The sequence below is a fragment of the Phytohabitans kaempferiae genome, assembly GCF_042433955.1.
Taxonomy (GTDB): Bacteria; Actinomycetota; Actinomycetes; order Mycobacteriales; family Micromonosporaceae; genus Phytohabitans; species Phytohabitans kaempferiae.
In genome coordinates this window covers 244,232-267,327 of the sequence record NZ_JBHLUH010000013.1, presented here as the reverse complement: position 1 = coordinate 267,327, position 23,096 = coordinate 244,232, and the positions used below count along the sequence as shown (strand labels likewise).

Sequence of the window (23,096 nt, the reverse complement as noted above, 5' to 3'; positions counted from 1 at the left end):
ATGGACACCCACTAAACCTGTACATTCCACCCTGAAGTTAACAAACCACCGCTAGTCATGGCCCGCAGCGGCCCCTGCACGGGCGATGTCGGGGACGTAGCCCGTTCAAAGCGGCCGCAAGGGGCCATGTCCCCGACAAAGCCCTTGCCCGCGGGGCGACCCGGCCGACCGCGAAGGTCTCTAGAGCTGGCCAGGGCCTTTGCGGGGGACGTGGCGGCGGTAGGCGCTGACCGTCGGGTCGCCGGCGATCCAGAAGCGCCACTCGCGGTCGTGGGCGCCGGTCACGCCGACCCGCGGGCCGGCCGCGATCTGGGCGTCCGGCACCGGTACCGCCGGTGGGCGGAGCTGGACCGGGCCGGTGCCGAGCAGGTCTGTGCCGTACGCGGTGCCGTCGATGCCGAGCGCCTGGCAGAGCCGGGCCGGGCCCCGGGCCAGGTCGCGGTCCACAGTGGAGCGGCGCCGCAGGCGGGCCACCTCCAGGCCGGACACCACCGAGCCGGCGCGCAGGAGTACCGCCGAAGCCTCGCCCTCGACGCCGGTGACCACGTTGGCGCACCAGTGCATGCCGTAGGTGAAGTACACGTAGAGGTGCCCGGCCGGGCCGAACATGACGGCGTTGCGCGGGGTCCGGCCGCGGTGGGCGTGGGAGGCGGGGTCGCCGGCCGTACCCGCGTATGCCTCGACCTCGGTGATGCGGACCGTCACGCCGCCGGCGGAGAGCGCGCACCCCAGCAGGCCGCGCGCCGCCGGCAGCACCGGGCTGGCGAGCAGGCTCCGCAGCGAGGTCAGCGGGGCACGACGCGTGCGGTCGCCCATTCCCGCCATCCGTCCAGCTTGTCCACGACGGCGGCGAGCTGGTCGGCGACCGGGCCCGGGCCGGTGGAGCCGGGCGTGGTGCGGGCGGCCAGCGCCGAGCGCACCGAGAGCACGTCGCGCACCGAGGGGTCGAGATGCTCGCTGATCAGCGCCAGCTCGTCGTCGCTCACCTCGTCGAGCGCGCACTCGCGGGCCACGCAGAGCGCGACCAGCCGGCCGGTGACCTCGTGCGCCTCGCGGAACGGCACGCCCTTGCGGACCAGCCAGTCGGCGACCTCGGTGGCCAGCGTGAACCCGACCGGGGCCGCCGCGACCAGCCGGTCGACCCGCACGGTCATCGTGGAGATCATGCCGGCGAGCGCGGGGAGCACCAGCTCCAGCGTGTCGACCGCGTCGAAGGCCGGCTCCTTGTCCTCCTGCATGTCGCGGTCGTACGTGAGCGGGAGGCCCTTGAGCATGGTCAGCACGGTGACCAGCCCGCCGATGAGCCGCCCGGCCTTGCCGCGGGCCAGCTCGGCGATGTCGGCGTTCTTCTTCTGCGGCATGATCGACGACCCGGTGGCGAAGCCGTCGTCGAGCTCGACCCAGCCGAACTCCTGCGACGTCCAGAGCACCACCTCCTCCCCCAGCCGGGACAGGTGCACGCCGACCAGCGAGGTGACGAAGAGGAACTCGGCCACGAAGTCACGGTCGGCGACCGCGTCCATCGAGTTGGCGGCCGGGGCGGTGAAGCCCAGCTCCTTGGCGACGCCGGCCGGGTCGAGCGGCAGCGACGAGCCGGCGAGCGCGCCGGCGCCGAGCGGGCTGATCGCGGCGCGGGCGTCCCAGTCGCGCAGGCGCTCGAGGTCACGCAGCAGCGGCTGTACGTGCGCGAGCAGCCAGTGCCCGAACGTCACCGGCTGCGCGTGCTGCACGTGGGTCATGCCGGGCGCGGGCGTGTCGACGTGCCGCTCGGCCTGCTCGACCAGCGCGTCGGCGAGCTGCACCAGGTCGGTGGCCACGCCCCGCGCGTGGTCGCGCAGATAGAGCCGCAGGTCGGTGGCGACCTGGTCGTTGCGGGAGCGGCCGGCGCGCAGCTTGCCGCCGAGCGTGCCGAGCCGTTCGAGCAGGCCGCGTTCGAGCGCGGTGTGCACGTCCTCGTCGTCGACCGTGGGCCGGAACGCTCCGGAGGCGCAGGCGGCCTCCAGGTCGTCCAGGGCGGCGAGCATCTGGCCCAGCTCGTCGGCGTCGAGCAGCCCGGCCCCGGCGAGCACGCGGGCGTGCGCGCGCGAGGCGGCCAAATCGTACGGCGCGAGCCGCCAGTCGAACTGCACGCTGACAGAGAGCCGGGCAAGAGCCTCGGCGGGGCCGCCGGCGAACCGGCCGCCCCAGAGTGAGGTACGAGACGACACGAGTGTCATTCTTACCTAGCCGTTATCCGAGCCGGCCGTCGCGGGCCGCCGCGATCCGGCTCGGCAGGCCCCACAGCTGCACGAAGCCCTTGGCCAGCGACTGGTCGAAGGTGTCGCCGGTGTCGTAGGTGGCGAGGTTGAAGTCGTACAGGCTGGCCTCCGAGCGCCGGCCGGTGACCACCGCGCGGCCGCCGTGCAGCGTCATCCGCACGTCGCCGGAGACGTACTTCTGCGTGTCCGCGACGAAGGCGTCCAGCGCGTACTTGAGCGGCGAGAACCACAGGCCGTCGTAGACCAGCTCGGCCCAGCGCTGGTCCACGCCCTTCTTGAAGCGGGCCAGGTCGCGCTCGACGGTCACGTTCTCCAGCTCCTGGTGGGCGGTGATCAGCGCGATCGCGCCGGGCGCCTCGTACACCTCGCGGCTCTTGATGCCCACGAGCCGGTCTTCGACCATGTCCAGCCGGCCGACTCCCTGGGCCCCGGCCCGCCGGTTGAGCTCGGCGATCGCCTGGTACGGCGTGACGGTCTCGCCGTCGATCGCCACCGGCGCGCCCGCCTCGAACGTGATCACGACCTCGTCGGCGTCGCGCGGCTCGGCCGGGTTGGCGGTGTAGCTGTACAGGTCCTCGATCGGCGCGTTCCAGATGTCCTCGAGGAAGCCGGTCTCGACCGCCCGGCCCCACAGGTTCTGGTCGATCGAGTACGGCGACTTGTGGCTGACGTCGATCGGCAGCCCCTTCTCCTCGGCGAGCGCGATCGCCTTGTCCCGGGTCCAGGCGAAGTCACGCGCCGGTGCCACGATCTTCAGGTCGGGCGCGAGCGCGCCGATGCCGACCTCGAAGCGCACCTGGTCGTTGCCCTTGCCGGTGCAGCCGTGCGAGACCACCGTGCCGCCGTGCCGCTTGGCCGCCTCGACGAGGTGCTTGACGATCAGCGGGCGGCTGAGCGAGGAGAGCAGCGGGTAGCGGTCCATGTAGAGCGCGTTCGCCTTGACCGCCGGCAGGCAGTAGTCGGCGGCGAACTCGTCCTTGGCGTCGATCACCTCGGACTCGACCGCGCCGCAGTCGATGGCGCGCTGGCGGATGACGTTCATGTCCTCGCCGCCCTGCCCCAGGTCGACCGCGACCGCGATCACCTCGGCGCCCATCTTGTCGGCCAGGTACGGAATGGCGACCGAGGTGTCCAGGCCGCCGGAGTACGCCAGAACGACGCGCTCAGTCATGATTTGGTCTCCTTGGTGGTTTCGTCGCGCAATTGTTCGTCACGGCCAGCCCAGGCGCTCAGCTTTTCGGCGAGTCCAGCGCCGGTCAGCGGCTCACGGGCCACCACGAAGATCGTGTCGTCGCCGGCGATCGTGCCGACGACATCGGGAAGCCCGGCCCGGTCGAGCGCGCTGGCCAGAAACTGCGCGGCGCCCGGCGGGGTGCGCAGCACGGCGAGGTTGCCGCTGGCGTCGGTGCCGGTGAGCAGTTCGCGCAGCAGCCGGACGAGGCGGGCCGGGGCCTGCTCGGCGGGGCGGAGGCGGGGCAGTCCGTCCTCCGGGATCACGTAGACGGCCGGGCCTCCGTCGGCGCCGCGCACCTTGTACGCGCCCAGCTCCTCCAGGTCGCGGGAGAGCGTCGCCTGGGTCACCTGCACGCCGTCGGCGCCGAGCAGCTCGGCCAGCTCGGTCTGCGACCGTACCCCCCGCTCGCGGATGAGGTCGACGATCCGCGCGTGGCGCGCGGTGCGAGTGCCCGGTCCGGTCATTGCCTACGCTCCGTCGCTCGGCGCTCCTGCGCCGTCGTGCTCATGGCCGCGGCCTCGCGACTCCCGCTCGCGACCTCCTCCGCGGAGAGTAGCCAGGCCAGCAGTGCCTTCTGGGCGTGAAGGCGGTTTTCCGCCTGGTCGAGGACGGCGCTCTGGGCACCGTCCAGCACGTCGTCGGTGATCTCCTCGCCGCGGTGGGCGGGCAGGCAGTGCAGCACGACCGCGCCGGGCGCGGCCGCCGCGAGCAGGTCCTTGTTGACCTGGTACGGCCAGAACGGCGTCCGCCGGTCGCGACCGTCCCCCTCCTGCCCCATCGAGGTCCACGTGTCGGTCGCCACCACGTCGGCGCCGTCGACGGCCTCGTGCGGGTCACGCAGCACCTGGGTCGAGCCCCCGGTCCAGGCGGCGATCTCGTCGGCGCGGGACACCACCGCCGGCTGCGGGTCGTATCCGGGCGGCCCGGCGACCCGCACGTGCATGCCCGCGGTTGCGCCGGCGAGCAGGTACGAGTGGGCCATGTTGTTGGCCGCGTCGCCCACGTACGCGAGTGTGCGCCCGGCCGTGTCGCCGTGCCTCTCCCGGATCGTCAGCAGGTCGGCGAGGAGCTGGCAGGGGTGGAAGCCGTCGGTCAGCGCGTTGACCACCGGCACGGTCGCCCCGGCCGCCACCTCGGCGAGCCGGTCGTCGCCGAAGGTGCGCATGACGATCGCGGCGACGTACCGGGACAGGACCTGGGCGGCGTCGCCGAGCGTCTCGCCCCGGCCGAAGTGAGTGGCCTGCGTGTCGACGACGATCGGGTTGCCGCCAAGCTCCGCGACGCCCACGTCGAACGAGAAGCGCGTGCGCAGGCTCTGCTTGTCGAAGAGCACCGCGACCGAGCGGGGTCCGGCCAGCGGCTTGTACGCGAACCGGTCGGCCTTCATGGCGGCGGCCAGGTCGAGGACCGCCGACTGCTCGGCCGGGCTGAGGTCGTCGTCCCGCAGGAAGTGCCTGACCGTCATGACGCCGCGTCCAATGCGGTCGGGAGGGCGGTGAGGAACGCGTCGACCTGGTCGGCGGTGAGGATCAGCGGCGGCGCGAGGCGGACCGTGTCGGGCTGCACCGGGTTGGTCAGGAAGCCGTGGTCGCGCAGCACGCCGGCGACCGCGCCCGAGGCCGGCGCGTTGAGCACCACGCCGAGCAGCAGCCCGGCGCCGCGCACCTCGCGGACGAGGGGGTGGCCGAGCGCCTCGACGCCGGTCTTGATCCGCTCGCCGATGCGCTTGACGTGGTCGAGCAGGCCCTCGTTGGCGATCGTGGAGATCACCGCGAGCGCGGCGGCGCAGCTGATCGGGTTGCCGCCGAACGTGCTGCCGTGGCTGCCCGGCCCGAAGAGGTCGGCCGCCGCGCCGAACGCCAGGCAGGCGCCGATCGGCAGCCCCCCGCCCAGGCCCTTGGCGAGCGTGACCAGGTCGGGCTCGATGCCGTCGGCCTGGTGGGCGAACCAGTGCCCGGTGCGGCCCACGCCGGTCTGCACCTCGTCGAGCGCGAGCAGGGCGCCCCGGGCGGCGGTGATCTCCCGGGCAGCGGCGAGGTAGCCGGCCGGCGGCACGATCACGCCCGCCTCACCCTGGATCGGCTCGAGGATCACCATCGCGGTGTCGGTGGTGACGGCGGCGTCGAGGGCGGTCACGTCGCCGTACGGCACGTGGGTCACCTCGCCGGGCAGCGGCCGGAACGGGTCGGCCTTGGCCGGCTGGCCGGTGAGCGCGAGGCTGCCCATGGTGCGCCCGTGGAAGCCGCCGGCCGTGGCGACCACGCCGGTGCGCCCGGTCAGCCGGGAGAGCTTGAACGCCGCCTCGACCGCCTCGGCGCCGGAGTTGCCGAAGAACACGCGCCCCTGCCGGCCGGCGAGCGCGAGCAGCAGCTCGGCGAGGGCGACCGGCGGCTCGGCGACGTAGAGGTTGGAGACGTGGCCGAGCGTGGCGACCTGCTTGGAGACGGCGGCCACGACGGCGGGATGGGCGTGGCCGAGCACGTTGACCGCGATGCCGCCGAGCAGGTCCACATAGGAGCGGCCGGCCTCGTCGTACACCACCGCGCCGTCGCCGCGCACGAGCGCCAGCGGCGGTGTGCCGTAGTTGTCCATCATGGACTGAGTCCACCGGTCGACCAGGCTGCCGCTCATGACGGGATCACCATCGTTCCGAACCCTTCCGAGGTGAAGACCTCCAGCAGGATGGAGTGTGCCATCCGCCCGTCGACGACGTGTGCCGCCGGCACGCCGCCTTCCACGGCCCGCAGGCAGGCCTCCATCTTCGGCACCATGCCGGACTCCAGCCGCGGCAGGAGCAGGGCGAGCGCCTCGGTGGTGATCTGCGAGACCAGGCTCGTCGTGTCCGGCCAGTCGGTGTAGAGGCCGGCCACGTCGGTGAGCACCACGAGCTTGCGGGCGCCGAGCGCCACCGCGAGCGCCGCGGCGGCGGTGTCGGCGTTGAGGTTGTGCAGCACGCCCTCGGCGTCCGGCGCGACCGAGGAGATGACCGGGATGCGGCCGGCGGCGATCAGGTCGGTGACCGCGGAGACGTCGACGTGCTCCACGTCGCCGACGAGCCCCACGTCGACCGGCTCGCCGTTGACGAAGGCCGGACGCCGCACGGCGGTGAAGAGGCGGGCGTCCTCGCCGGACAGGCCCACCGCGAACGGGCCGTACTCGTTGACGAGCCCGACCAGCTCGCGCCCCACCTGGCCGACGAGCACCATGCGCACGACGTCCATCGCCTCGGGCGTGGTGACCCGCAGGCCGCCCCGGAACTCGCTCTCGATGCCGAGCCGCCCCAGCATCGCCGAGATCTGCGGGCCGCCGCCGTGCACGACGACCGGCTTGAGCCCGGCGTACCGCAGGAAGACCATGTCGGCCGCGAACGCCCGCTTCAGCTCGGGGTCGGTCATCGCGTTGCCGCCGTACTTGACCACGACGGTGGCGCCGTGGAACCGGGCCAGCCACGGCAGCGCCTCGATGAGCGTGGCTGCCTTCTCCTGGGCGATGGGAAGCGTTACCTGCTCCGCGGCGGCGGCACCGGCCTCGCCCACGACGACGCTCCGGCGCGGACTGTTCATGGTCGTCACGTCGAGTAGGCCGAGTTCTCGTGTACGTACGCGTGGGAGAGGTCGTTGGTCCAGATGGTGGCCGCGTCGTGGCCGGCGTGCAGGTCGACCCGGATGGTCACCGCGCGCCCGGAGAGGTCGACCGCCGACCGCTCCTCCGCGGCGGCGCCGCCCTTGCAGACCCACACCCCGTTGACCGCGACGTCGAGTGCGTCCGGCTCGAAGGCGGCGGCGGTGGTGCCGACCGCGGCGAGGATCCGCCCCCAGTTGGGGTCGTTGCCGAAGAGGGCGGTCTTGACCAGGTTGTTGCGGGCGATCGAGCGCCCCACCTCGACCGCGTCGTCTTCGCTGGCCGCGCCGACCACCTCGATGGCGACCTCCTTGGTCGCCCCCTCGGCGTCGGCGACCAGCTGCTGGGCCAGGTCGTGGCAGGCGGCGGTGACCGCGGCGGCCAGCTCCGCCGCCGACGGCGCGACCCCGGAGGCGCCGCTGGCCAGCAGCAGCACGGTGTCGTTGGTGGACATGCAGCCGTCGGAGTCGACCCGGTCGAAAGAGACCCTGGTGGCCGCCCGCAGCGCCGCGTCGAGTGCCTCGGCGCTGGCGACCGCGTCGGTGGTGAGCACGCTGAGCATCGTGGCCATGCCGGGGGCGAGCATGCCGGCGCCCTTGACCATGCCGCCGACCCGCCAGCCGGCCCCCTCGACCACGGTGGTCTTGGGCCGCGTGTCGGTCGTCATGATCGCCTCGGCCGCGGCCGGCCCGCCATCCTCGGCCAGCGCGCTGGCGGTCGCGTCGACGCCGAGCAGCAGCTTGTCCATCGGCAGCGGCTCACCGATCAGGCCGGTGGAGCAGATCGCCACGTCGGCCGCGCCGATCCCGAGCGCCTCGGCCGCCCGCTCGGCGGTGGCGTGCGTGTCCTGGAAGCCGCGCGGCCCGGTGCACGCGTTGGCGCCGCCGGAGTTGAGCACCACGGCCCGCACGACGCCGGCCCGGAGCACCTGCTGGCTCCAGAGCACCGGCGCGGCCTTGACCCGGTTGGTGGTGAAGACGCCCGCCGCGGCCGCCTCCGGCCCGTCGTTGACCACCAGGGCGACGTCGAGCCCGTGCGCCTTGAGGCCCGCGGCGACGCCGGCGGCCCGGAACCCCTTCGGCGCGGTGACGCTCATGCCCGTCCTCGCTTCGCCACGGGCGGGCGTGAAGCGCCGCACGCGCTGTGCTCGATGATCCGCTCGCCGCGCTCACTCATGGCGCCACCCCGTGCGTCGAAAGTCCCATCGTCTCCGGCAGGCCGAGCATCAGATTGGCGCACTGCACGCCCTGGGCGGCGGCGCCCTTGCCGAGGTTGTCGAGCGCGCTGGTCACGATCACGCGGCCGGAGTCGACGTCGACGGTCGCCTGGATGTGGCAGGCGTTGGAGCCGAGCGTCGCGCCGGTGTGCGGCCAGGCGCCCTCGGGGAGCACGTGCACGAAGGGGGCGTCGGCGTATGCCTCCGCGAGCACCTGGCGGGGGTCGGCCGGGCCCCGCGGGACCGCGGTGACCGTGGCGAGGATGCCGCGGGGCATCGGCGCGAGCACCGGCGTGAACGACAGGCTCCGCGCCCCCGTCGCCTGCTTGATCTCCGGAACGTGCTGGTGGCGCCCCACCTTGTAGGGCGTCAGGTCGCCCATCACCTCGCTGCCGAGCAGGTGTGCCTTGGCGCCCCGGCCCGCGCCGGAGGTGCCGGAGGCGGCCACCACCACGACGTCGTCGGGGGCGACCGCGCCGGCGGCGACCAGCGGGGCGAGCGCGAGCGAGATGGTCGTGGCGTAGCAGCCGGGCGCGGCGACCCGCGTGGCGATCGAGATCTCGCCGCGCTGGCCGGGCAGCTCGGGCAGCCCGTAGGTCCACGCGCCAGCGTGCTCGCCGCCGTAGTAGCGCGCCCACGCGTCAGGATCGCGCAGGCGGTGGTCGGCCCCGAGGTCGACCACCTTGACACCACTGGGGAGGGCGGCGGCGAGCGCGCCCGACTCACCGTGCGGCAGCGCGAGGAAGACCAGGTCGGCCTCGGCGAGCGCGGCCGGATCGGTGGCGCCGAACGTGACGTCGAGGCCGGTCAGGTGCGGATGGACGGCGGCGACCGGCGCGCCCGCCTGGCTGTGCGCGGTCGCCGCGACCAGGTCGAGCTCCGGATGCCCGGCGATCAGGCGCAGCAGCTCGCCACCGGCGTAGCCACTCGCCCCCGCCACCGCGACCCGGATGCCCATGATTACCTCCGCATGTATATGCAGATCACGGTATCAGCTTGCCGTCCGCCCATGCAAGGTCATGCGGGGAGATGAATAGTGAATCATTCACCCCTTCATCTTCCGGCCGCCCAACCACACGCCACTCACGCGTGCCGGGTCGGCGAGAACGGTCAGGTCGGCCAACGGATCGGCGTCGAGCGTGATCAGGTCCGCGTCGTACCCGCTGAGAAGCTGGCCGGAGCGCGGAGCGCGCGGGCCCAGCGTGGCCGGACCGGCCGCGGTGGCCGCCTCGATCGCCTCCAGCGGCGTCAGGCCGCACTCGGCCAGCAGCGGGAGCTCCCGCCCGTGCCGCCCCCACGACGCCGGCCGCCCGCGGCCGGAGACCATGATGTCGGTGCCGGCGGCGAGCGTGACCCCGCTCTCCCGGGCCAGCGCGATGGCGGCGATCTGCCGGTCGCGGAGGGCGTCGAACTTGGCCAGCGCGTACGCGGGCGCGGACCGGCTCGCCATCACGTCGTGCGGCGCGGTGCGGGTCGTCACCATGATCGCGCCGCTCTCCCGCATCGCGGCGGCCGACTCCTCGTCCAGGAACGTGGCGTGCTCGATCGTCCGCACCCCGGCCGCGAGCGCCGCCATGATGCCCGGCTTGCCGTGGCAGTGCGCCGCCACCGCCCGCTCGGCCAGCCCCGCCACCTCCACGATCGCGCGCAACTCGGCCGCCGTGAACTGCTGGTGGATCGGATGGTCCACCTCGGACACCACGCCCCCGGAGGCGCAGACCTTGATGACCTGGGCGTTGCGGCGCAGCTGCTCGCGTACGGCCTTGGCGCACTCGGCCGGCCCGTCGCAGAGGCGCAGCTCTCCGGTCGTGGCGGCGATGTCGTGTACCCACGGCAGCGGGAGCCCGTGGATGTCGCCGTGCCCGCCGGTGGTGGAGAGGATCGCCCCAGCGGCGTAGATCCGCGGGCCCGCCACCGTGCCCTCGCCAACCGCCCGCGCCAGGTGCACGCCGAGCCCGCCCAGCTCGCGCACGCTGGTCACGCCGGCCTCCAGCGCGGCCCGCAGGTCGACGGTCGAGCGGGCGCCACGCAGCGCCAGCGGCTCGCGCGGGATCTGTCCATTGTCGACGGAGGGCAGCCCCAGCAGGTGCACGTGGCAGTCCCAGAGGCCGGGCATGACCGCGCGGGCGCGTACGGTCTCGGCGCCGGGCGTGGGCGGAGCGCCGGTGGCCGGTCCGGCGTACGCGATCGACGCCCCCTCGACCACGACGGCACCGTCGCGGACCGGCTCACCGCGCCCGGGTATCAGCAGGTCGGCCTCGATCCGCAGCGTCAATTCGCACCTCCAGCAGCGCCTGCCGGAGGGCGAGGCCCAGGAGCACGCCGGCGACGCAGTCCGTGATCCAGTGGTAGCCAAGGTACGTGACCGCCACGAAAACGATCACCACCGGCGGCACGAGCAGCGCCCGCCGGACGCGCCCGGAGAGCGGACGGCGCAGCCACCGCTCGACCAGGACGACGAGCACCGGGTACCAGATGAGCGTGTTGACGACGTGCCCGGACGGGTACGACCAGCCGGCGTCGTGCGCGAAGAGGTCGACCGCACCGGGCCAGGGCGCGTGCGGGGCGGAGCGGTCGGTGAGCACCTTGAGCGGCACCACGACCGCGTAGCTGGCCGCCGCCGTGACCAGCACGAGCAGCACCGGCCGGGGCGTGCGGTCGCGGAGCGCCAGCGGCGCCGCGGCGGCGAGCAGGATCGGGGCGAGCAGGTTGGCCGAGCCGAGGAAGTAGAGCCCCTTAGCGAGCAGCCACAGCGGATGGGGGCGGTGCGCGTCGACCCAGTCGCGCACCGCGACGTCGACGTCGAGCAGCGCACCGGCGGCCAGCGCCCCGGTCAGGAGCACGAAGCCGGCGAAGTACGTGGCCGCCTGGAGCCACCCCCGTCGCACCATCGATCGAAGTCTGCCAGGATGCGCACGGCGACGGCCATCGTGGGGGCGTCGCGGCCGGACGCCCCAGGGCGAAGGTCAGAGACGGCCGTCGTGCACGGCCTGCGTGACCCAGGGGATGACCTCGTCGAGCATCTCGTCAAGGCTGGTGGTGGCCTCGAAGCCGAGGACCTCGCGGGCCTTGGCCACGTCCGGGACCCGCTTCTGCACGTCGTACTCGAACGGGTCGTCCGACACGTGGCGGAACGGCACCTCCGGCCCCTTGATCTTGCGCCAGATCACCTCGGCCAGCTCCAGCACCGAGGTCGACTCGGCGGTGGAGAGGTTGAAGTCCTCGTTTTCCGCCGCGGGGTGCTCCATCGCCGTGACGATGCCGCGGGCCAGGTCACCACCGTAGGTGTAGTGCCGCACCTGGTTGCCCTCGCCGAGGATGTGCAGCGGGTCCTGGCCCTTCACGATCTTCTGCACCAGGTCGGGCACCACGTGCGACATCGCCAGCTTCACGTTGCCGGAGAGCACCTCGGCCTCGCCCAGCGCCCGGCCCTCGCCGACGCCCACGCAGTTGAAGGGGCGCACGATCGTGTACGGCAGCTTGTACTGCTCCCAGGCCGCGCGCGCGTAGTACTCCACCGCCAGCTTCTGGAAGCCGTACGACGAGAGGGGCGGCGGGATGCGCCGCTCGTCCCCCTCCTTCGACGGCCAGTGCTCGGTCGACTCGAACACCATCGACGACGACATGTACGTCACCTTGCGCAGCCGGCCGTCCCGGTGCGCCGCGATCGCCGCGTCGCACGAAGCCGCCATGATCCGCTCGTTGGTCGCCAGCAGGTCGTACGCGTAGGCGTGGAAGTACGAGATGCCACCGATCATCGCCGCGCCCGCGATGAAGTGGTCGCAGTCCGCGGCCAGCTCGGTCACCAGCTTCGTGTCCCGCGCGTCGCCCTCGACGAACCGGTACGCCGGGTGGCTGTCGTAGCTGTGCGTCACCGGCCCGTACTTCGAGAAGTTGTCCAGCCCGACCACCTCGTGACCGCGGCCGAGCAGCTCCTCCACCACATAGCCACCGATGAAGCCGGCCGAACCGGTAACCAGGACCTTAGCCACGAGCGATGTTCTCCTTTTCCAGGGTTGAGTCGTCCGGCGCAAGGGCCGCCTCGCCGCGGCGCGCCGCGATCTGGTCGTCGGTCAGGCGGCGGCCGTAGGCGAAGAAGTACCACTTGAGGTACGAGGGCATGAAACGCCCCAGGTCGAAGCGGGACTCGCCGAGCTGGCGGTCGAGCCAGATCGTGGGCAGCTCGGCGACCGGCAGGCGCATGCGGGTCGCCTTGGCGGTCAGCTCCAGCCCGATCTCGAAGCCGGTGCGCGACTCGATCCCCACCTTGCGCACGAACGCGGTGTCGTACGCCTTGAAGCTGTTGGTCGCGTCGCGCGTGCCGACCCGGGCGAACCAGTGCAGCGACCGCCCGGCCCAGCGGGACATCATCCGCTTCAGCCGCGGCCCGCCCACCTGCTGCCCGCCCGGCATGTACCGGGACGCCGCCGCCACGACCACGCCCCGGTCGACGAGCCGGGCCAGGTCGTCGATCTGGCGGGGGTCGTCGGAGCCGTCGGCCATCGTCACCACCGCGACCGGCGCGGTCGCCGCGTCGATGCCGAAGCGGATCGCGTTGGCTGGCCCGCGCCCGTACGTGTTGAGCACCGTGCGCACGCGCGGGTCGGTGCGGGCCACCTGCTGGGCGTACGGCACGGTGGTGTCCTCCGGCATGTCGTGCACGACCAGCACCTCGGCCGGGAGCAGCACCTCACGCAGGATCCGGTCGAGGCAGCGGACGATCGCCTCGCCCTCGTTGTAGACCGGGATGACGACCGTGACCCTCGGTGTCAGCCTCATACGCGCACCCCCTGACCGGTCAGGCCCCACATGTCGACGAGTGGCACGGTGGTGTCGAGCGCCGCGTACTCCTGGTGCGGGCAGGCGATCACCAGCAGGTCGGCCTTCGCCAGCACCTCCTCCAGGGGCAGGAACCGCTCGTCGGCGATGTGCGGGTCGGTGCAGAGCGTCTCGCGCGCCTTCATCGACAGGATCTTGCGCAGCTTGTACGCCAGCGACTCGCGCGGATCGTCGCTGCCACCCTTGAACGCCATGCCCAGGATGCCCACCGTCATCGACGACAGGTCGTAGCTGTCTTCGAGCCGCGACACCAGGTAGAGCGGCAGCCCTTCGTTGATCAGCATCGCCGAGTGGCCCAGCACGAAGTTGTTGCGGTTGAACGCCGCCAGCTGCATCGTGTCCTTGAACAGGCACGGCCCCGCCGCGAAGCCGGGCATCGGCAGATCCGCCGCGCGGGGGTAGTCGAAGGTGATCGCGTGCCGGATCCGGGCGAAGTCGAGCCCGAAGTCGTTGGCCATCATCCAGAACTGGTTGGCGGTCGCGAACTTGATGTAGCGCCACGTGTTGGTGAAGAGCTTCGCCAGCTCGGCCTCCTCCGGCTCGAGCGGCACGATCTGGTCGGTCAGGTGGCGGAAGAGCTTCTCCGCGCGGGCCAGCGCCTGCGGGCCGCGCGCCGAGACGATCTGCGGGAGCGCGAAGAGCTCGGTCATCGCCTTGCCCTCGGCGATCCGCTCCGGGCAGAAGGCCACGTCGACCGCGAGCCCCATGCCGTCGAGGAGCTTCTCGGTCAGCGCGGTCACGCCCGGGTACACCGTCGAGCGGAGCACCACGAGCTGGCCGGCGCGCAGGTGCTCGGCACACCGCTCCAGGGCCCGGGGCACGGCGCCGAGGTCGGGGTTGAGGTGCTCGTCGACGGGGGTACCGACCACGACCACCAGGTTTTCCGCCGCGGCGACCGTGGCCGGCTCGGTGGAGGCGCGCAGCCGGCCGCTCGCCACCACCTCGGCGAGCACCGGGGCCGCGCCCTCCTCGTCGAAGGGGAGCGTGCCGGAGTTGACCGTCTCGACGGCGGCGGCGTTGATGTCGTACAGCGTCACCGACAGGCCCCGCGACGCGAGCGCGATGCCCAGAGGCAGCCCCACTCGCCCGCAACCGCCCACGATGCACACGTCGGTGCTGAACGCGTCCGTCATCCCCACCCCGTCAGTCGTCTCGATCAATCGGACCACTCCACAGTGTCCTATGCGCCGCGCAGCACCGCACCGGAACGACGCGCCGCCTCGGCCACCGCGGCGTCGCGGGCCGCCACCGCCTCCTCGACGGTCAGCGTGCGGTCGGGCGCGCGGAACGTGAGCTTGTACGCCAGCGACTTGCGCCCCTCCCCCAGCTGCTGGGCCGAGGTGTAGACGTCGAAGAGGCGCACCGACTCCAGCAGGTCGCCGGCGCCGGTGACCAGCGCGTCCCGTACGTCGCCGGCCGGCACCGCCGCGTCGACCACCAGCGCCACGTCGATCAGCGCGGGCGGGAAGCCGGAGATCCGCGGCGCCGGGGTCACGCCCGCCTCGGGCAGCGCGTCGAGGTTGAGCTCCATCGCGCTGGTGCGGCGGGGCAGCTCCAGCGCGGCGAGCGCGGCGGGGTGCAGCTCTCCGGCGTACCCCACCGGGACGCCGTCGACCATGATCTCGGCGCAGCGGCCGGGGTGCCACGGGGCCTTCTCGGCGGCGCGTACGCTCACCCGCTCGGCGGCGACGCTGGCGGCGGCGATGGTGATCCGGGCCGCCTCGATCGCGTCGGCCCAGCCCGCCGGGCGGCCGGCGCCCCACCAGCCGGCCGGCTCGACCTCACCGGCCAGCACCGCCGCGGCGTGCCACGGCTGGTGCGGCACGGTCGCCTCGGCGGCGGCGAACTCCTCGTCGGTCGGGCGCCGGTCGACGCCCATCTCCGGCGGGCTGCCGGCGCCGGGGCGGGGCAGGAAGACGCTGCCCAGCTCGTACAGGGCGGCGTCGCGGTGCCCCCGGCCGACGTTGCGCCGCAGCGTGCCGAGCAGCGGCGGCAGCAGCGAGGTGCGCAGGAACGGCTCCTCGTCGGAGAGCGGGTTGGCCAGGCGTACGGCCGGCCCGTCGAGCCCGAGCGCCGCCATCGTCTCCGGGCCCACGAACGGGTACGAGAGCACCTCGGCGTACCCGTTTTCGGCCAACGCGGTCGCCACGGCGCGGCGCCGGCGCTGCGTCGCGGTGAGGCCGTTGCCGGGCGGGGCGACCGGCAGCAGGCTCGGCACGTTGCCGTATCCGTCGAGCCGGATCACCTCCTCCACCAGGTCGGCCGGGTCGGTGAGGTCGGGCCGCCAGGTGGGCGGGGTGACCGCGAGCAGGCCGTCGGCGGTGGAGACGTCGCAGCCGACGGCGCGGAGCGTCTCGACCACGCGCGCGACGGTGTACGGCACGCCGGCCCGCCGCCCGGGCAGCGTCGGGTCGATCGTCAGCGGGCGAGGCGGCACCACGTGGTCGATGTCGAGCACGTTGCCGTCGGTCGCGCCGCCGCCGTACTCGGTCAGCAGCGCCACCGCCCGGTCGAGCGCGACCAACGGCAAGGCCGGGTCGACGCCCCGCTCCCACCGCTTCGCCGCCTCGCTGAAGAGCTTGTGCCGGCGGGCGGTGCGGCTGACCATCACCGGATCCCAGTGCGCCGCCTCGAAGAGCACGTCGACGGTGTCCGGCCGCACCTCGCTGGTCTCGCCTCCCATCACGGCGGCGAGCGAGATCGGACCGGTCTCGTCGCAGATCACCATGTCTTCGGCGTCGAGCACGCGGGCGACGCCGTCCAGCGTGGTCAGCTTCTCGCCCGGGGCGGCCCGGCGCACGACCAGCGGCCCGCGCAGCCGGCCCAGGTCGAAGGCGTGCATCGGCTGGCCCAGCTCGATCATCAGGTAGTTGGTGATGTCGACCGCCAGGCCGAGCGTGCGGATGCCCGCGGTGCTCAGCCGCCGCCGGATGAACTCTGGCGAGGGAGCGTTGGGATCGATGCCGCGCACGACCCGCCCCGCGAAGCGGTCGCAGCCGACCGGGTCTTCGACGACCACCGGGTACGCCGGCTCGGGCGTGGCCCCCGGCACGGTCGCGAGCCCAGGGGCTGCGCTGGCCGGCACGGATGTCGCCAGCCCCGGGTCGTGGAACGGCACCTCGAACGCGTGCGACAGCTCCCGCGCGATGCCGCGCACGGACATCGCGTAGCCCCGGTCGGGCGTGATCTCCAGCTCGAGGATCACGTCGTCGAGCCCCACGTGCGGGCGCGCGTCGTCGCCGGGGCTGGCCGGCGTTTGCGGCGGCAGCACGATGATGCCCGCGTGCTCGTCGCTGACGCCCAGCTCGCGAGCCGAGACGATCATGCCGGCCGACATCCGCCCGTACGTCTTGCGGGCGCCGATCTCGAAGCCGCCGGGCAGCACGCCGCCGGGCAGGATCACCGCGACCAGGTCGCCGGGGGCGAAGTTGGTGGCGCCGCAGACGATCTCCTGCGGCTGCTCCCGCCCGATGTCGACCTTGCAGAAGCGGATCGGCTTCTTGAAGCCGCTCAGCTCCTCGATCTCCGCGACCCGCCCCACGACCAGCTCACCGGTGACGGTGGCGGCCTGGTCGATCACGCCGTCGACCTCGATGCCGAGGTTGACCAGCGCCTCTTCCAGCTCGGCGGCGGTCACGCCGGGCGGGAGGTCGACATACTCCCGCAGCCAGGAAAGTCCGACTCGCACTGTGTGGCCCCCTAGACCGCCATGCCGAACGCGCGGGTGAACCGCACGTCGCCCTCGACCATGTCACGCATGTCGCTCACCCCGTGCCGGAACATCAGCGTGCGCTCGATGCCCATCCCGAACGCGAAGCCGGAGTATCGCTCCGGGTCGATGCCACAGGCGCGCAGGACCCGCGGGTTGACCATGCCGCAGCCGCCCCACTCCACCCACTGTGGACCGTCGCGGTGCTGCGGGAACCAGACGTCGAACTCGGCCGACGGCTCGGTGAACGGGAAGTAGTGCGGCCGCCACCGGGTCTTCGCCTCGGCGCCGAACATCGCGCGGGCGAAGTGGTCGAGCGTGCCGCGCAGGTGGGCCATCGTGATGCCCTCGTCGACCACCAGCCCTTCGACCTGGTGGAAGACCGGCGTGTGCGTGGCGTCGAGCTCGTCGGTGCGGTAGACCCGGCCGGGCACCACCACGTAGATCGGCGGCTGGCGGGTCAGCATCGTGCGCGCCTGCACCGGCGACGTGTGCGTACGCAGCACCAGGCCGGGATCCTGGACGTGGAAGGTGTCCATCAGCCCGCGCGCGGGGTGGTCCGGCGGGATGTTGAGCGCGTCGAAGTTGGCCCACTCCAGCTCCAGCTCGGGGCCCTCGGCGATCTCGTAGCCCATGCCCACGAAGAGGTCGCCGACCCGCTCCATCAGCGTGGTCAACGGATGGCGGGCACCACGCGGGCGGCGGTCCCACGGGAGGGTGACGTCGACCCGCTCCTCGGCGAGGATCCGCTCCGCCTGGACCCGCTCCAGCTCGACCGCGCGCGCGTCGAAGGCCGCCTGGATCGCGGCGCGCGCCTGGTTGACCCGCTTGCCGGCGTCGGCCTTCGCGGCCGGCGGCAGCGCGCCGATCTCGCGGCGGGCCAGCGACACCGGCGACCGGTCGCCGAGGTGCAGGTGCTTGAGGCCGGCGAGCGCGTCGGGGTCGGCGGCCGAGGCGAACGCCTCCCCCGCCTTCGCGACGGCGTCACCCAGCGCTTCCGGGTCGAGGAGCGCGACCTGCTTCGGGTCGTACGGATCGTTGCGGTACGTCACAGCCATCAGAGTCTACTGAGCCTCGAGGTCGGCCCCACGCTCGCTCCGCTCCTCGGCCGCCGGCGCTCCCCGCGATGGTCACTCGCTGGTGTTTCGCCCCGCGCGGTGGGCCCGCGCCGAGGCGTACAGGCACACGGCCGCGGCGGCGGCCAGGTTGAGGCTCTCCGCGCCCCCGTAGATCGGCACGCGCACGCGGGCGTCGGCGGCGGCCAGCAGCTCCTCCGGCAGGCCGTGCGCCTCGGAGCCGAAGAGCCACGCGGTCGGCCCGTCCAGCCCGCCCGTGTCGGCGAGCTCGTCGAGGTCGGTCTCGCCGTAGCCGGTGGCCGCGTAGACGGCCAGCCCTCGCCCGCGGATCGTCCCGATCGCGCCGGTCGGGTCCGGCTCGCGGGCCACGTCCACATGGAACAGGCTGCCCGCCGAGGCCCGTACGCACTTGCCGTTGTAGGGATCGACCGCGTCGCCGGCGAAGACCACCGCACCGGCCCCCGCGGCGTCCGCGGTGCGCAGGACCGTGCCGGCATTGCCCGGATCCCGGATCTCCGCGAGCACCGCGACGAGTCGCGGCCCGCGCTCCAGGGCCTTTTCCAGGGGTACCGACCGCTGCGCGCAGACCGCCACCAGCCCTTGCGGCCGCACCGTCTCGGCGAGCGCGGCCAGGGCCTCGTCGGTGACCGGGGAGACGCGGGCGCCCGCGCGGGCCGCCGACTCGATCAGCTCGGCGTGCCGGGCCAGTGCCGGTGTCGTACCAAATATCTCGTGGACCGCGGCGGAGGCGGCGGCTTCGCGGACGGCCTGCGGTCCCTCGGCGAGGAAGAGTCCCGCGGCGTCGCGGTCGCGGCGGCGCTGGAGGCGCCGAGCAGCGACGACCCGGGGCGTCCGCACGGTGTACGGACCGTCCCCGGGTCGTGGTTGGTGCTGTTGCTGGGTCACGCGGCCTGAGCGCCGCCGGTGCCCTCCGCAGCGACGGCCGCGCGGGCGACCTCGACGAGCGCGGCGAACGCCGGCGCGTCGTTGACCGCCATGTCGGCCAGGATCTTGCGGTCGACCTCGACACAGGCGAGGCGCAGCCCCTGGATCAGCCGGTTGTACGTGAGGCCGTTGGCGCGGGCCCCCGCGTTGATCCGGGTGATCCAAAGCTGCCGGAAGTCGCCCTTGCGGTCGCGGCGGTCACGGTAGGCGTACTGCATCGAGTGCAGCACCTGCTCCTTGGCCTTGCGGTACAGCCGGGAGCGCTGCCCGCGGTAGCCGCTGGCCTCTTCCAGCAGGGTGCGGCGCTTCTTCTGGGCGTTCACAGCCCGCTTGACGCGTGCCATCTCAACTCCTTCTCTATGTCAAGTGGCGCGCGTCAGCGGCCCAGCAGCTTCTTGACTCGCTTGACGTCAGCCTTGGCCACCGTCACCGTGCCGGACAGCCGGCGGGTGCGCGTGGAGGGCTTGCCTTCAAAGTTGTGGCGCATACCGGCCTGCTGCTTCACGAGCTTGCCGCTGCCGGTCACCTTGACCCGCTTGCCCGTCCCCGTGTGGCTCTTCATCTTCGGCATGTGGAACGTCTCTCCCCTGCTACTCGCCGGACGGTCCGGCGGGTCCGGCCGTGGCCGGCGGTGCCTCGGCGGCACCGGGCTCCCGCTCGCGCGCCGGCGCCTTGGCCGCCGTGGCGGCGGCCTTGGTAGCGCGGTGCGGAGCCAAAACCATGATCATGTTGCGGCCGTCCTGCTTGGGGGCGGCCTCCACGTACCCCAGATCCGAGATCTCCGACTCGAGCCGCCGCAGAAGCCGGTAGCCCAGCTCCGGTCGGCTCTGCTCGCGACCCCGGAACATGATCGTCACCTTGACCTTGTCGCCCGCCTTCAGGAACCGCACGACGTGACCCTTCTTGGTCTCGTAGTCGTGGGGATCGATCTTCGGCCGGAGCTTCATCTCCTTGATGACGGTCTGCTGCTGATTACGCCGCGCTTCGCGCGCCTTGAGTGCGCTCTCGTACTTGAACTTGCCGAAGTCCATGAGCTTGCACACCGGCGGGCGCGCCATCGGCGCAACCTCGACCAGGTCCAGGTCGACGTCCGCGGCCAGCTGAAGGGCGCGCTCCAGCGGGACGATGCCCACCTGCTCACCCTCAGGGCCGACCAGTCGGACCTCACGTGCCCGGATCTGCTCGTTCACGCGTGGTTCGACGCTGATGGGGCCTCCTCATTGCGAATCGTCGTGCGGTCGCGGGTCACGGCCGCACGTCTGTTGCCTCCTGCCCCGGTGCCGGGGCTGGACCCGCGCCGCGCGTCGCCGCCCGGCCCGGGTGGGTCTGGTGCGCGGCCCGTCACCGCGTGGCTCGGGCCGCTCCTCCGCCGCCTGGCGCGCTGGCCGGGCGACTCGGGCTCGCCCCCGCGCTCGCTCGGCGAACCGCGCCAACGCGGGGCGCCAACCGTGGTCGGCCGCACGTGACGGGCGGGATGTGGTGGCCGCGTGGCCGGCTCGGCGGACCCCGGTGCGGGGCCGCCGGCTGGCGCACACGCCAGCCGCTCGGCGCGTGTGCCGGCCCAAAGCAGAAGGCCCTGGCGATATGCCAGGGCCCGCTCGACCGGTCGGGCGCGACAAATGACAACGCGCCACCGGTGTCGAGGAATTCCTCGAACCGGCTGACCGGACCCGGCCGCCCGTCGGGTGCGACTCGGGTGGGAGCAGGCGCTCCGCTTCGTGGCTGCCGCCGCACAGGCGGTGACAGCTGGTCGACGCAGCAAGGTTACCAGCACGGTCTCGCGAACGCGAAGGCGGGTGTGGTAGCGGGGACGGCGCCGCCGCTCAGCTCTTCTCCGGAGCCGTCGCCTCGCTCTGGACGACCTCTCGCCGCGCGCTTTCGCTCTGGGCGCTCTCGTCGCCCGCGGTCTCGCTCCGGGCGGTTTCGAGGAGGGCCCGGAGGGCTCGCACGCCCTCGACGGCGTACTGCTTGTCGGCGGCCTGGAGCGCCATCATCGGCACGAGGTCCTCGTCGCGCAGCTCAAGGGTGGCCCAGGGCGTGCCGCGGTTGAAGCGGACCGCGCGCACCGCGTCCCACGGCAGGTCGTAGCCGCCGACCAGGTTGCGCACGCGGATGCCCTTCTCGTCGGCCTCGACGCGCAGGCGGGTGAAGAGCAGGACGCCGAGCGCGAAGAGCACGCCCAGCCCGATCATCGCGGCCTGGTCGCCCCGCTGGAAGGAGCCGTAGCCCTCACCGGTCGAGCCGCGCAGCCCGGTGGCGACCACGGCGAAGACCGCCACGATGGCGACCGCGAGGACCCAGGCCACGACCCGGGCACGCTGGGGACGCAGGCGTACCACTCCAGAGCTGCTCACGTTTCCCGAGTCTGCCACCTCCGCGACCACCTCCGGCAGGCGACCCGGTACGCGGGCCGGTACGGGCTCGCCCATGCCGGGAATTGAGTCGACCCGACTCAAGTTATGGAGGGTGTACCGGTCGGTTGGGGCCGGTACGGGAACTTCGAGGAGAACCCAGATGAGCACTTTGTCGCTTTGGACCCGTCGCGATCCGCTTGCGGAGTTCGACGCGCTCGTGCGGCAGGCGTTCGGGCCGGCGGCGACCCGGCGTGCCGGCTTCGTGCCGGTGGCCGAGGTCACGCGCGACGGTGACGACGCGGTCGTACACGTCGAGCTGCCCGGGCTGGACGTCGAGAAGGACGTGACCGTCGAGGTCGACCGCGGCCAGCTGGTCGTCCGCGGCGAGCGGCGCGACGAGCGGACCGAGGAACGCGACGGCCGGGGCCTGCGGGAGGTGCGCTACGGGACCTTCCGGCGCTCCTTCGCCCTGCCGCGGCACGTGACGGCCGACGCGGTCAGCGCCTCGTACGACGCGGGTGTGCTGAGCGTGCGGGTCACCGGCGCCTACACGGGCACCGGCGCCCGGCGGATCACCGTGACCACCGGCACCGACGCCCCCGCCATCGACCAGGCGTAACCAGGCAACCACCGCGACACCCCCAGAGGCCCGGCCCTCCGCCTGGAGGGCCGGGCCTCGTCGTGCCGCGGGGCGTCGCGCCGCGTTCGCGCAGGACCGCGTTCGACGGGTCGCGTGGGTGGCGTGGCGCGTGGGCCAGGTGCCGGGGAAGCTGTCGAGGCGGCCGCGGCGCACCAGTGCGCCGCGCCGCGGCCGCCACACCGCGGTCCTCTGAACCAGCGGCGGCCGCCGTCACGGCGAACGGTCAGGGCGGCGGGAGCCGCGGCCGGCGACAGCCACCGCGGCCACCGTCAGGGCGGCGCCGGCCAGCAGCGCCGGGCTGGCGCCGGGGCCGCCGGGGATCAGGGCGTCCAGCAGGAGAGCGCCGCCGAGCTGGCCGGCCACCACCGAGAGGCCGGTGCGGAGCACGCCCACCGCGCGGACGCTGACCAGCAGGCAGACCACGATGACGACGCCGAGCGTGCCGCCGGAGTAGAGGTACCACTCGGTGGGCAGGTGGCTGGACCAGCCGCTCGTCAAGACGCCGAGCAGGCTCGCCGCGATCAGCACGGTCGGGAGGGCACCGGCGAAGTTGACCGCGGTGCCGGCGGGGGTCGTGCTCGCCGCCGACACGCGCCCGTTGAACGCCCCCTGCAACGCCACCGCCACCCCGCCGAGCACGCCCAGCGCCAGCATGTCCACCGCCAGGTCGCCGATCGGCCGGTCGACCTGGGCGATCGCGACCGCGGCGACGCCGAGCAGCGCGCCGCCGACCCGCGGCGCGGTGAGCGGCAGCCGCCCGGCGGGGGCGAGCCCGGCCCGGTCGACCGCCAGCCCGCCGAGGCTGTTGCCGGTCACCTGGGCGATCGTGAAGACCGCGACCCCGACGACCGGCACCGCGTACGCCGCGATGGTCACGAACAGGCCGCCGCCGACCCCGCCCAGGTAGGCCCACCACGGGAGCCGCGCGTGCCGCAGCGCCCGCAGGCCGTGCCGCATCGAGGGCAGTACCACCAGTCCGACGAGGACGATCGCGCTGCCGGTGAGCACGTTGACCACCGCGCCGAACGATGCGTTGCCGACCCGCTCGCCGAGCTCGGCGTTGGCCGCGCTCTGGAGCGCCGACGCGACCCCGCCGACCGACGCGACCGCGAGCGCCACCCACGAGGGCAGCGCCTCGACCGCCGGGAGCGCCGGGCGGCGGTTCACCGTGACACCGGCCCTCGATCCACTCGTGCGGCGGGCG

Annotated in this window: 23 protein-coding genes; 1 reads left to right on the top strand and 22 read right to left on the bottom strand. The window is 73.3% G+C overall.

Going from position 1 to position 23,096, the window contains the following annotated elements; translation table 11 throughout:
• Positions 1–180: 180 nt before the first annotated feature.
• From ACFFIA_RS13000 to ACFFIA_RS12900, 21 genes are all read right to left on the bottom strand, one after another.
• Positions 181–816, bottom strand: a complete 636-nt coding sequence (locus ACFFIA_RS13000) for a DNA-3-methyladenine glycosylase (protein ID WP_377250313.1) — start codon at positions 814–816, stop codon at positions 181–183.
• Positions 786–2,207 carry an argininosuccinate lyase gene (gene argH / locus ACFFIA_RS12995; protein WP_377250270.1) on the bottom strand — a complete coding sequence of 474 codons (1,422 nt, stop codon included), beginning with the start codon at positions 2,205–2,207 and terminating at the stop codon, positions 786–788. Before argH ends, ACFFIA_RS13000 begins: the two co-directional genes overlap by 31 nt.
• A 22-nt stretch (positions 2,208–2,229) precedes the next feature.
• Positions 2,230–3,429 (bottom strand): argininosuccinate synthase, encoded by a 1,200-nt coding sequence (locus ACFFIA_RS12990; RefSeq protein WP_377250268.1) that lies wholly within the window; start codon positions 3,427–3,429, stop codon positions 2,230–2,232.
• Positions 3,426–3,956, bottom strand: coding sequence for an arginine repressor (locus ACFFIA_RS12985; RefSeq protein WP_377250266.1), 531 nt, complete (start codon positions 3,954–3,956; stop codon positions 3,426–3,428). Before ACFFIA_RS12985 ends, ACFFIA_RS12990 begins: the two co-directional genes overlap by 4 nt.
• Entirely contained in the window at positions 3,953–4,957 is a 1,005-nt protein-coding gene (gene argF / locus ACFFIA_RS12980; RefSeq protein ID WP_377250263.1) for an ornithine carbamoyltransferase, read from the bottom strand. The genes ACFFIA_RS12985 and argF overlap by 4 nt, the downstream gene beginning before the upstream one ends.
• A complete protein-coding gene (locus ACFFIA_RS12975; protein WP_377250261.1) occupies positions 4,954–6,123 on the bottom strand; it encodes an acetylornithine transaminase in 1,170 nt (389 codons plus the stop codon). Before ACFFIA_RS12975 ends, argF begins: the two co-directional genes overlap by 4 nt.
• Complete coding sequence (argB, locus tag ACFFIA_RS12970) at positions 6,120–7,055, bottom strand: acetylglutamate kinase (protein WP_377250258.1); 936 nt, start codon at positions 7,053–7,055, stop codon at positions 6,120–6,122. Before argB ends, ACFFIA_RS12975 begins: the two co-directional genes overlap by 4 nt.
• 5 nt (positions 7,056–7,060) lie before the next feature.
• Positions 7,061–8,209 (bottom strand): bifunctional glutamate N-acetyltransferase/amino-acid acetyltransferase ArgJ, encoded by a 1,149-nt coding sequence (gene argJ / locus ACFFIA_RS12965; protein WP_377250256.1) that lies wholly within the window; start codon positions 8,207–8,209, stop codon positions 7,061–7,063.
• A 76-nt stretch (positions 8,210–8,285) separates the two neighbouring features.
• Positions 8,286–9,287 carry an N-acetyl-gamma-glutamyl-phosphate reductase gene (gene argC, locus ACFFIA_RS12960; RefSeq protein WP_377250254.1) on the bottom strand — a complete coding sequence of 334 codons (1,002 nt, stop codon included), beginning with the start codon at positions 9,285–9,287 and terminating at the stop codon, positions 8,286–8,288.
• Between the two features lie 87 nt (positions 9,288–9,374).
• A complete protein-coding gene (locus tag ACFFIA_RS12955) occupies positions 9,375–10,604 on the bottom strand; it encodes a metal-dependent hydrolase family protein (protein ID WP_377250252.1) in 1,230 nt (409 codons plus the stop codon).
• Entirely contained in the window at positions 10,558–11,220 is a 663-nt protein-coding gene (locus ACFFIA_RS12950) for a phosphatase PAP2 family protein (RefSeq protein WP_377250249.1), read from the bottom strand. The genes ACFFIA_RS12955 and ACFFIA_RS12950 overlap by 47 nt, the downstream gene beginning before the upstream one ends.
• A gap of 75 nt (positions 11,221–11,295) precedes the next feature.
• Positions 11,296–12,321 carry an NAD-dependent epimerase/dehydratase family protein gene (locus ACFFIA_RS12945; RefSeq protein WP_377250247.1) on the bottom strand — a complete coding sequence of 342 codons (1,026 nt, stop codon included), beginning with the start codon at positions 12,319–12,321 and terminating at the stop codon, positions 11,296–11,298.
• Positions 12,314–13,108 carry a glycosyltransferase family 2 protein gene (locus ACFFIA_RS12940; protein ID WP_377250244.1) on the bottom strand — a complete coding sequence of 265 codons (795 nt, stop codon included), beginning with the start codon at positions 13,106–13,108 and terminating at the stop codon, positions 12,314–12,316. The genes ACFFIA_RS12945 and ACFFIA_RS12940 overlap by 8 nt, the downstream gene beginning before the upstream one ends.
• Positions 13,105–14,328 (bottom strand): nucleotide sugar dehydrogenase, encoded by a 1,224-nt coding sequence (locus tag ACFFIA_RS12935; RefSeq protein ID WP_377250241.1) that lies wholly within the window; start codon positions 14,326–14,328, stop codon positions 13,105–13,107. Before ACFFIA_RS12935 ends, ACFFIA_RS12940 begins: the two co-directional genes overlap by 4 nt.
• Positions 14,329–14,348: 20 nt before the next feature.
• Entirely contained in the window at positions 14,349–16,856 is a 2,508-nt protein-coding gene (gene pheT, locus ACFFIA_RS12930) for a phenylalanine--tRNA ligase subunit beta (RefSeq protein ID WP_377250239.1), read from the bottom strand.
• A gap of 11 nt (positions 16,857–16,867) precedes the next feature.
• The gene (locus ACFFIA_RS12925) at positions 16,868–17,929 is read right to left on the bottom strand and encodes a phenylalanine--tRNA ligase subunit alpha (RefSeq protein ID WP_377250311.1); all 1,062 of its coding nucleotides are present in this window, start codon (positions 17,927–17,929) and stop codon (positions 16,868–16,870) included.
• A 78-nt stretch (positions 17,930–18,007) separates the two neighbouring features.
• Positions 18,008–18,859 (bottom strand): TrmH family RNA methyltransferase, encoded by an 852-nt coding sequence (locus ACFFIA_RS12920; protein WP_377250237.1) that lies wholly within the window; start codon positions 18,857–18,859, stop codon positions 18,008–18,010.
• Complete coding sequence (rplT, locus tag ACFFIA_RS12915; RefSeq protein ID WP_377250235.1) at positions 18,856–19,242, bottom strand: 50S ribosomal protein L20; 387 nt, start codon at positions 19,240–19,242, stop codon at positions 18,856–18,858. The genes ACFFIA_RS12920 and rplT overlap by 4 nt, the downstream gene beginning before the upstream one ends.
• A gap of 32 nt (positions 19,243–19,274) precedes the next feature.
• A complete protein-coding gene (gene rpmI / locus ACFFIA_RS12910) occupies positions 19,275–19,469 on the bottom strand; it encodes a 50S ribosomal protein L35 (RefSeq protein WP_377250233.1) in 195 nt (64 codons plus the stop codon).
• 19 nt (positions 19,470–19,488) lie between these two features.
• Positions 19,489–20,088 carry a translation initiation factor IF-3 gene (gene infC / locus ACFFIA_RS12905; RefSeq protein WP_377250230.1) on the bottom strand — a complete coding sequence of 200 codons (600 nt, stop codon included), beginning with the start codon at positions 20,086–20,088 and terminating at the stop codon, positions 19,489–19,491.
• A gap of 633 nt (positions 20,089–20,721) precedes the next feature.
• Positions 20,722–21,252: a PH domain-containing protein gene (locus tag ACFFIA_RS12900; protein ID WP_377250309.1), complete on the bottom strand. Its 531-nt coding sequence runs from the start codon at positions 21,250–21,252 to the stop codon at positions 20,722–20,724.
• A gap of 160 nt (positions 21,253–21,412) precedes the next feature.
• Here ACFFIA_RS12900 and ACFFIA_RS12895 point away from each other — a divergent pair, with 160 nt between their 5' ends.
• On the top strand, positions 21,413–21,871 hold the full coding sequence (locus ACFFIA_RS12895) for an Hsp20/alpha crystallin family protein (RefSeq protein ID WP_377250228.1): 459 nt from the start codon (positions 21,413–21,415) through the stop codon (positions 21,869–21,871).
• A gap of 231 nt (positions 21,872–22,102) precedes the next feature.
• Here ACFFIA_RS12895 and ACFFIA_RS12890 read toward each other — a convergent pair whose 3' ends face one another.
• On the bottom strand, positions 22,103–23,059 hold the full coding sequence (locus tag ACFFIA_RS12890) for a DMT family transporter (protein WP_377250226.1): 957 nt from the start codon (positions 23,057–23,059) through the stop codon (positions 22,103–22,105).
• Positions 23,060–23,096 lie beyond the last annotated feature (37 nt).

Bases quoted from the DNA above. Each gene is read 5' to 3' on its own strand.
- ACFFIA_RS12990 (WP_377250268.1), bottom strand. From the start codon at position 3,429: ATGACTGAGCGCGTCGTTCTGGCGTACTCCGGCGGCCTGGACACCTCG.
- argF (WP_377250263.1), bottom strand. From the start codon at position 4,957: ATGACGGTCAGGCACTTCCTGCGGGACGACGACCTCAGCCCGGCCGAG.
- ACFFIA_RS12940 (WP_377250244.1), bottom strand. From the start codon at position 13,108: ATGAGGCTGACACCGAGGGTCACGGTCGTCATCCCGGTCTACAACGAG.
- ACFFIA_RS12975 (WP_377250261.1), bottom strand. From the start codon at position 6,123: ATGAGCGGCAGCCTGGTCGACCGGTGGACTCAGTCCATGATGGACAAC.
- argB (WP_377250258.1), bottom strand. From the start codon at position 7,055: ATGAACAGTCCGCGCCGGAGCGTCGTCGTGGGCGAGGCCGGTGCCGCC.
- rpmI (WP_377250233.1), bottom strand. From the start codon at position 19,469: ATGCCGAAGATGAAGAGCCACACGGGGACGGGCAAGCGGGTCAAGGTG.
- ACFFIA_RS13000 (WP_377250313.1), bottom strand. From the start codon at position 816: ATGGGCGACCGCACGCGTCGTGCCCCGCTGACCTCGCTGCGGAGCCTG.
- argJ (WP_377250256.1), bottom strand. From the start codon at position 8,209: ATGAGCGTCACCGCGCCGAAGGGGTTCCGGGCCGCCGGCGTCGCCGCG.
- ACFFIA_RS12895 (WP_377250228.1), top strand. From the start codon at position 21,413: ATGAGCACTTTGTCGCTTTGGACCCGTCGCGATCCGCTTGCGGAGTTC.
- argC (WP_377250254.1), bottom strand. From the start codon at position 9,287: ATGGGCATCCGGGTCGCGGTGGCGGGGGCGAGTGGCTACGCCGGTGGC.
- rplT (WP_377250235.1), bottom strand. From the start codon at position 19,242: ATGGCACGCGTCAAGCGGGCTGTGAACGCCCAGAAGAAGCGCCGCACC.
- ACFFIA_RS12950 (WP_377250249.1), bottom strand. From the start codon at position 11,220: ATGGTGCGACGGGGGTGGCTCCAGGCGGCCACGTACTTCGCCGGCTTC.
- ACFFIA_RS12985 (WP_377250266.1), bottom strand. From the start codon at position 3,956: ATGACCGGACCGGGCACTCGCACCGCGCGCCACGCGCGGATCGTCGAC.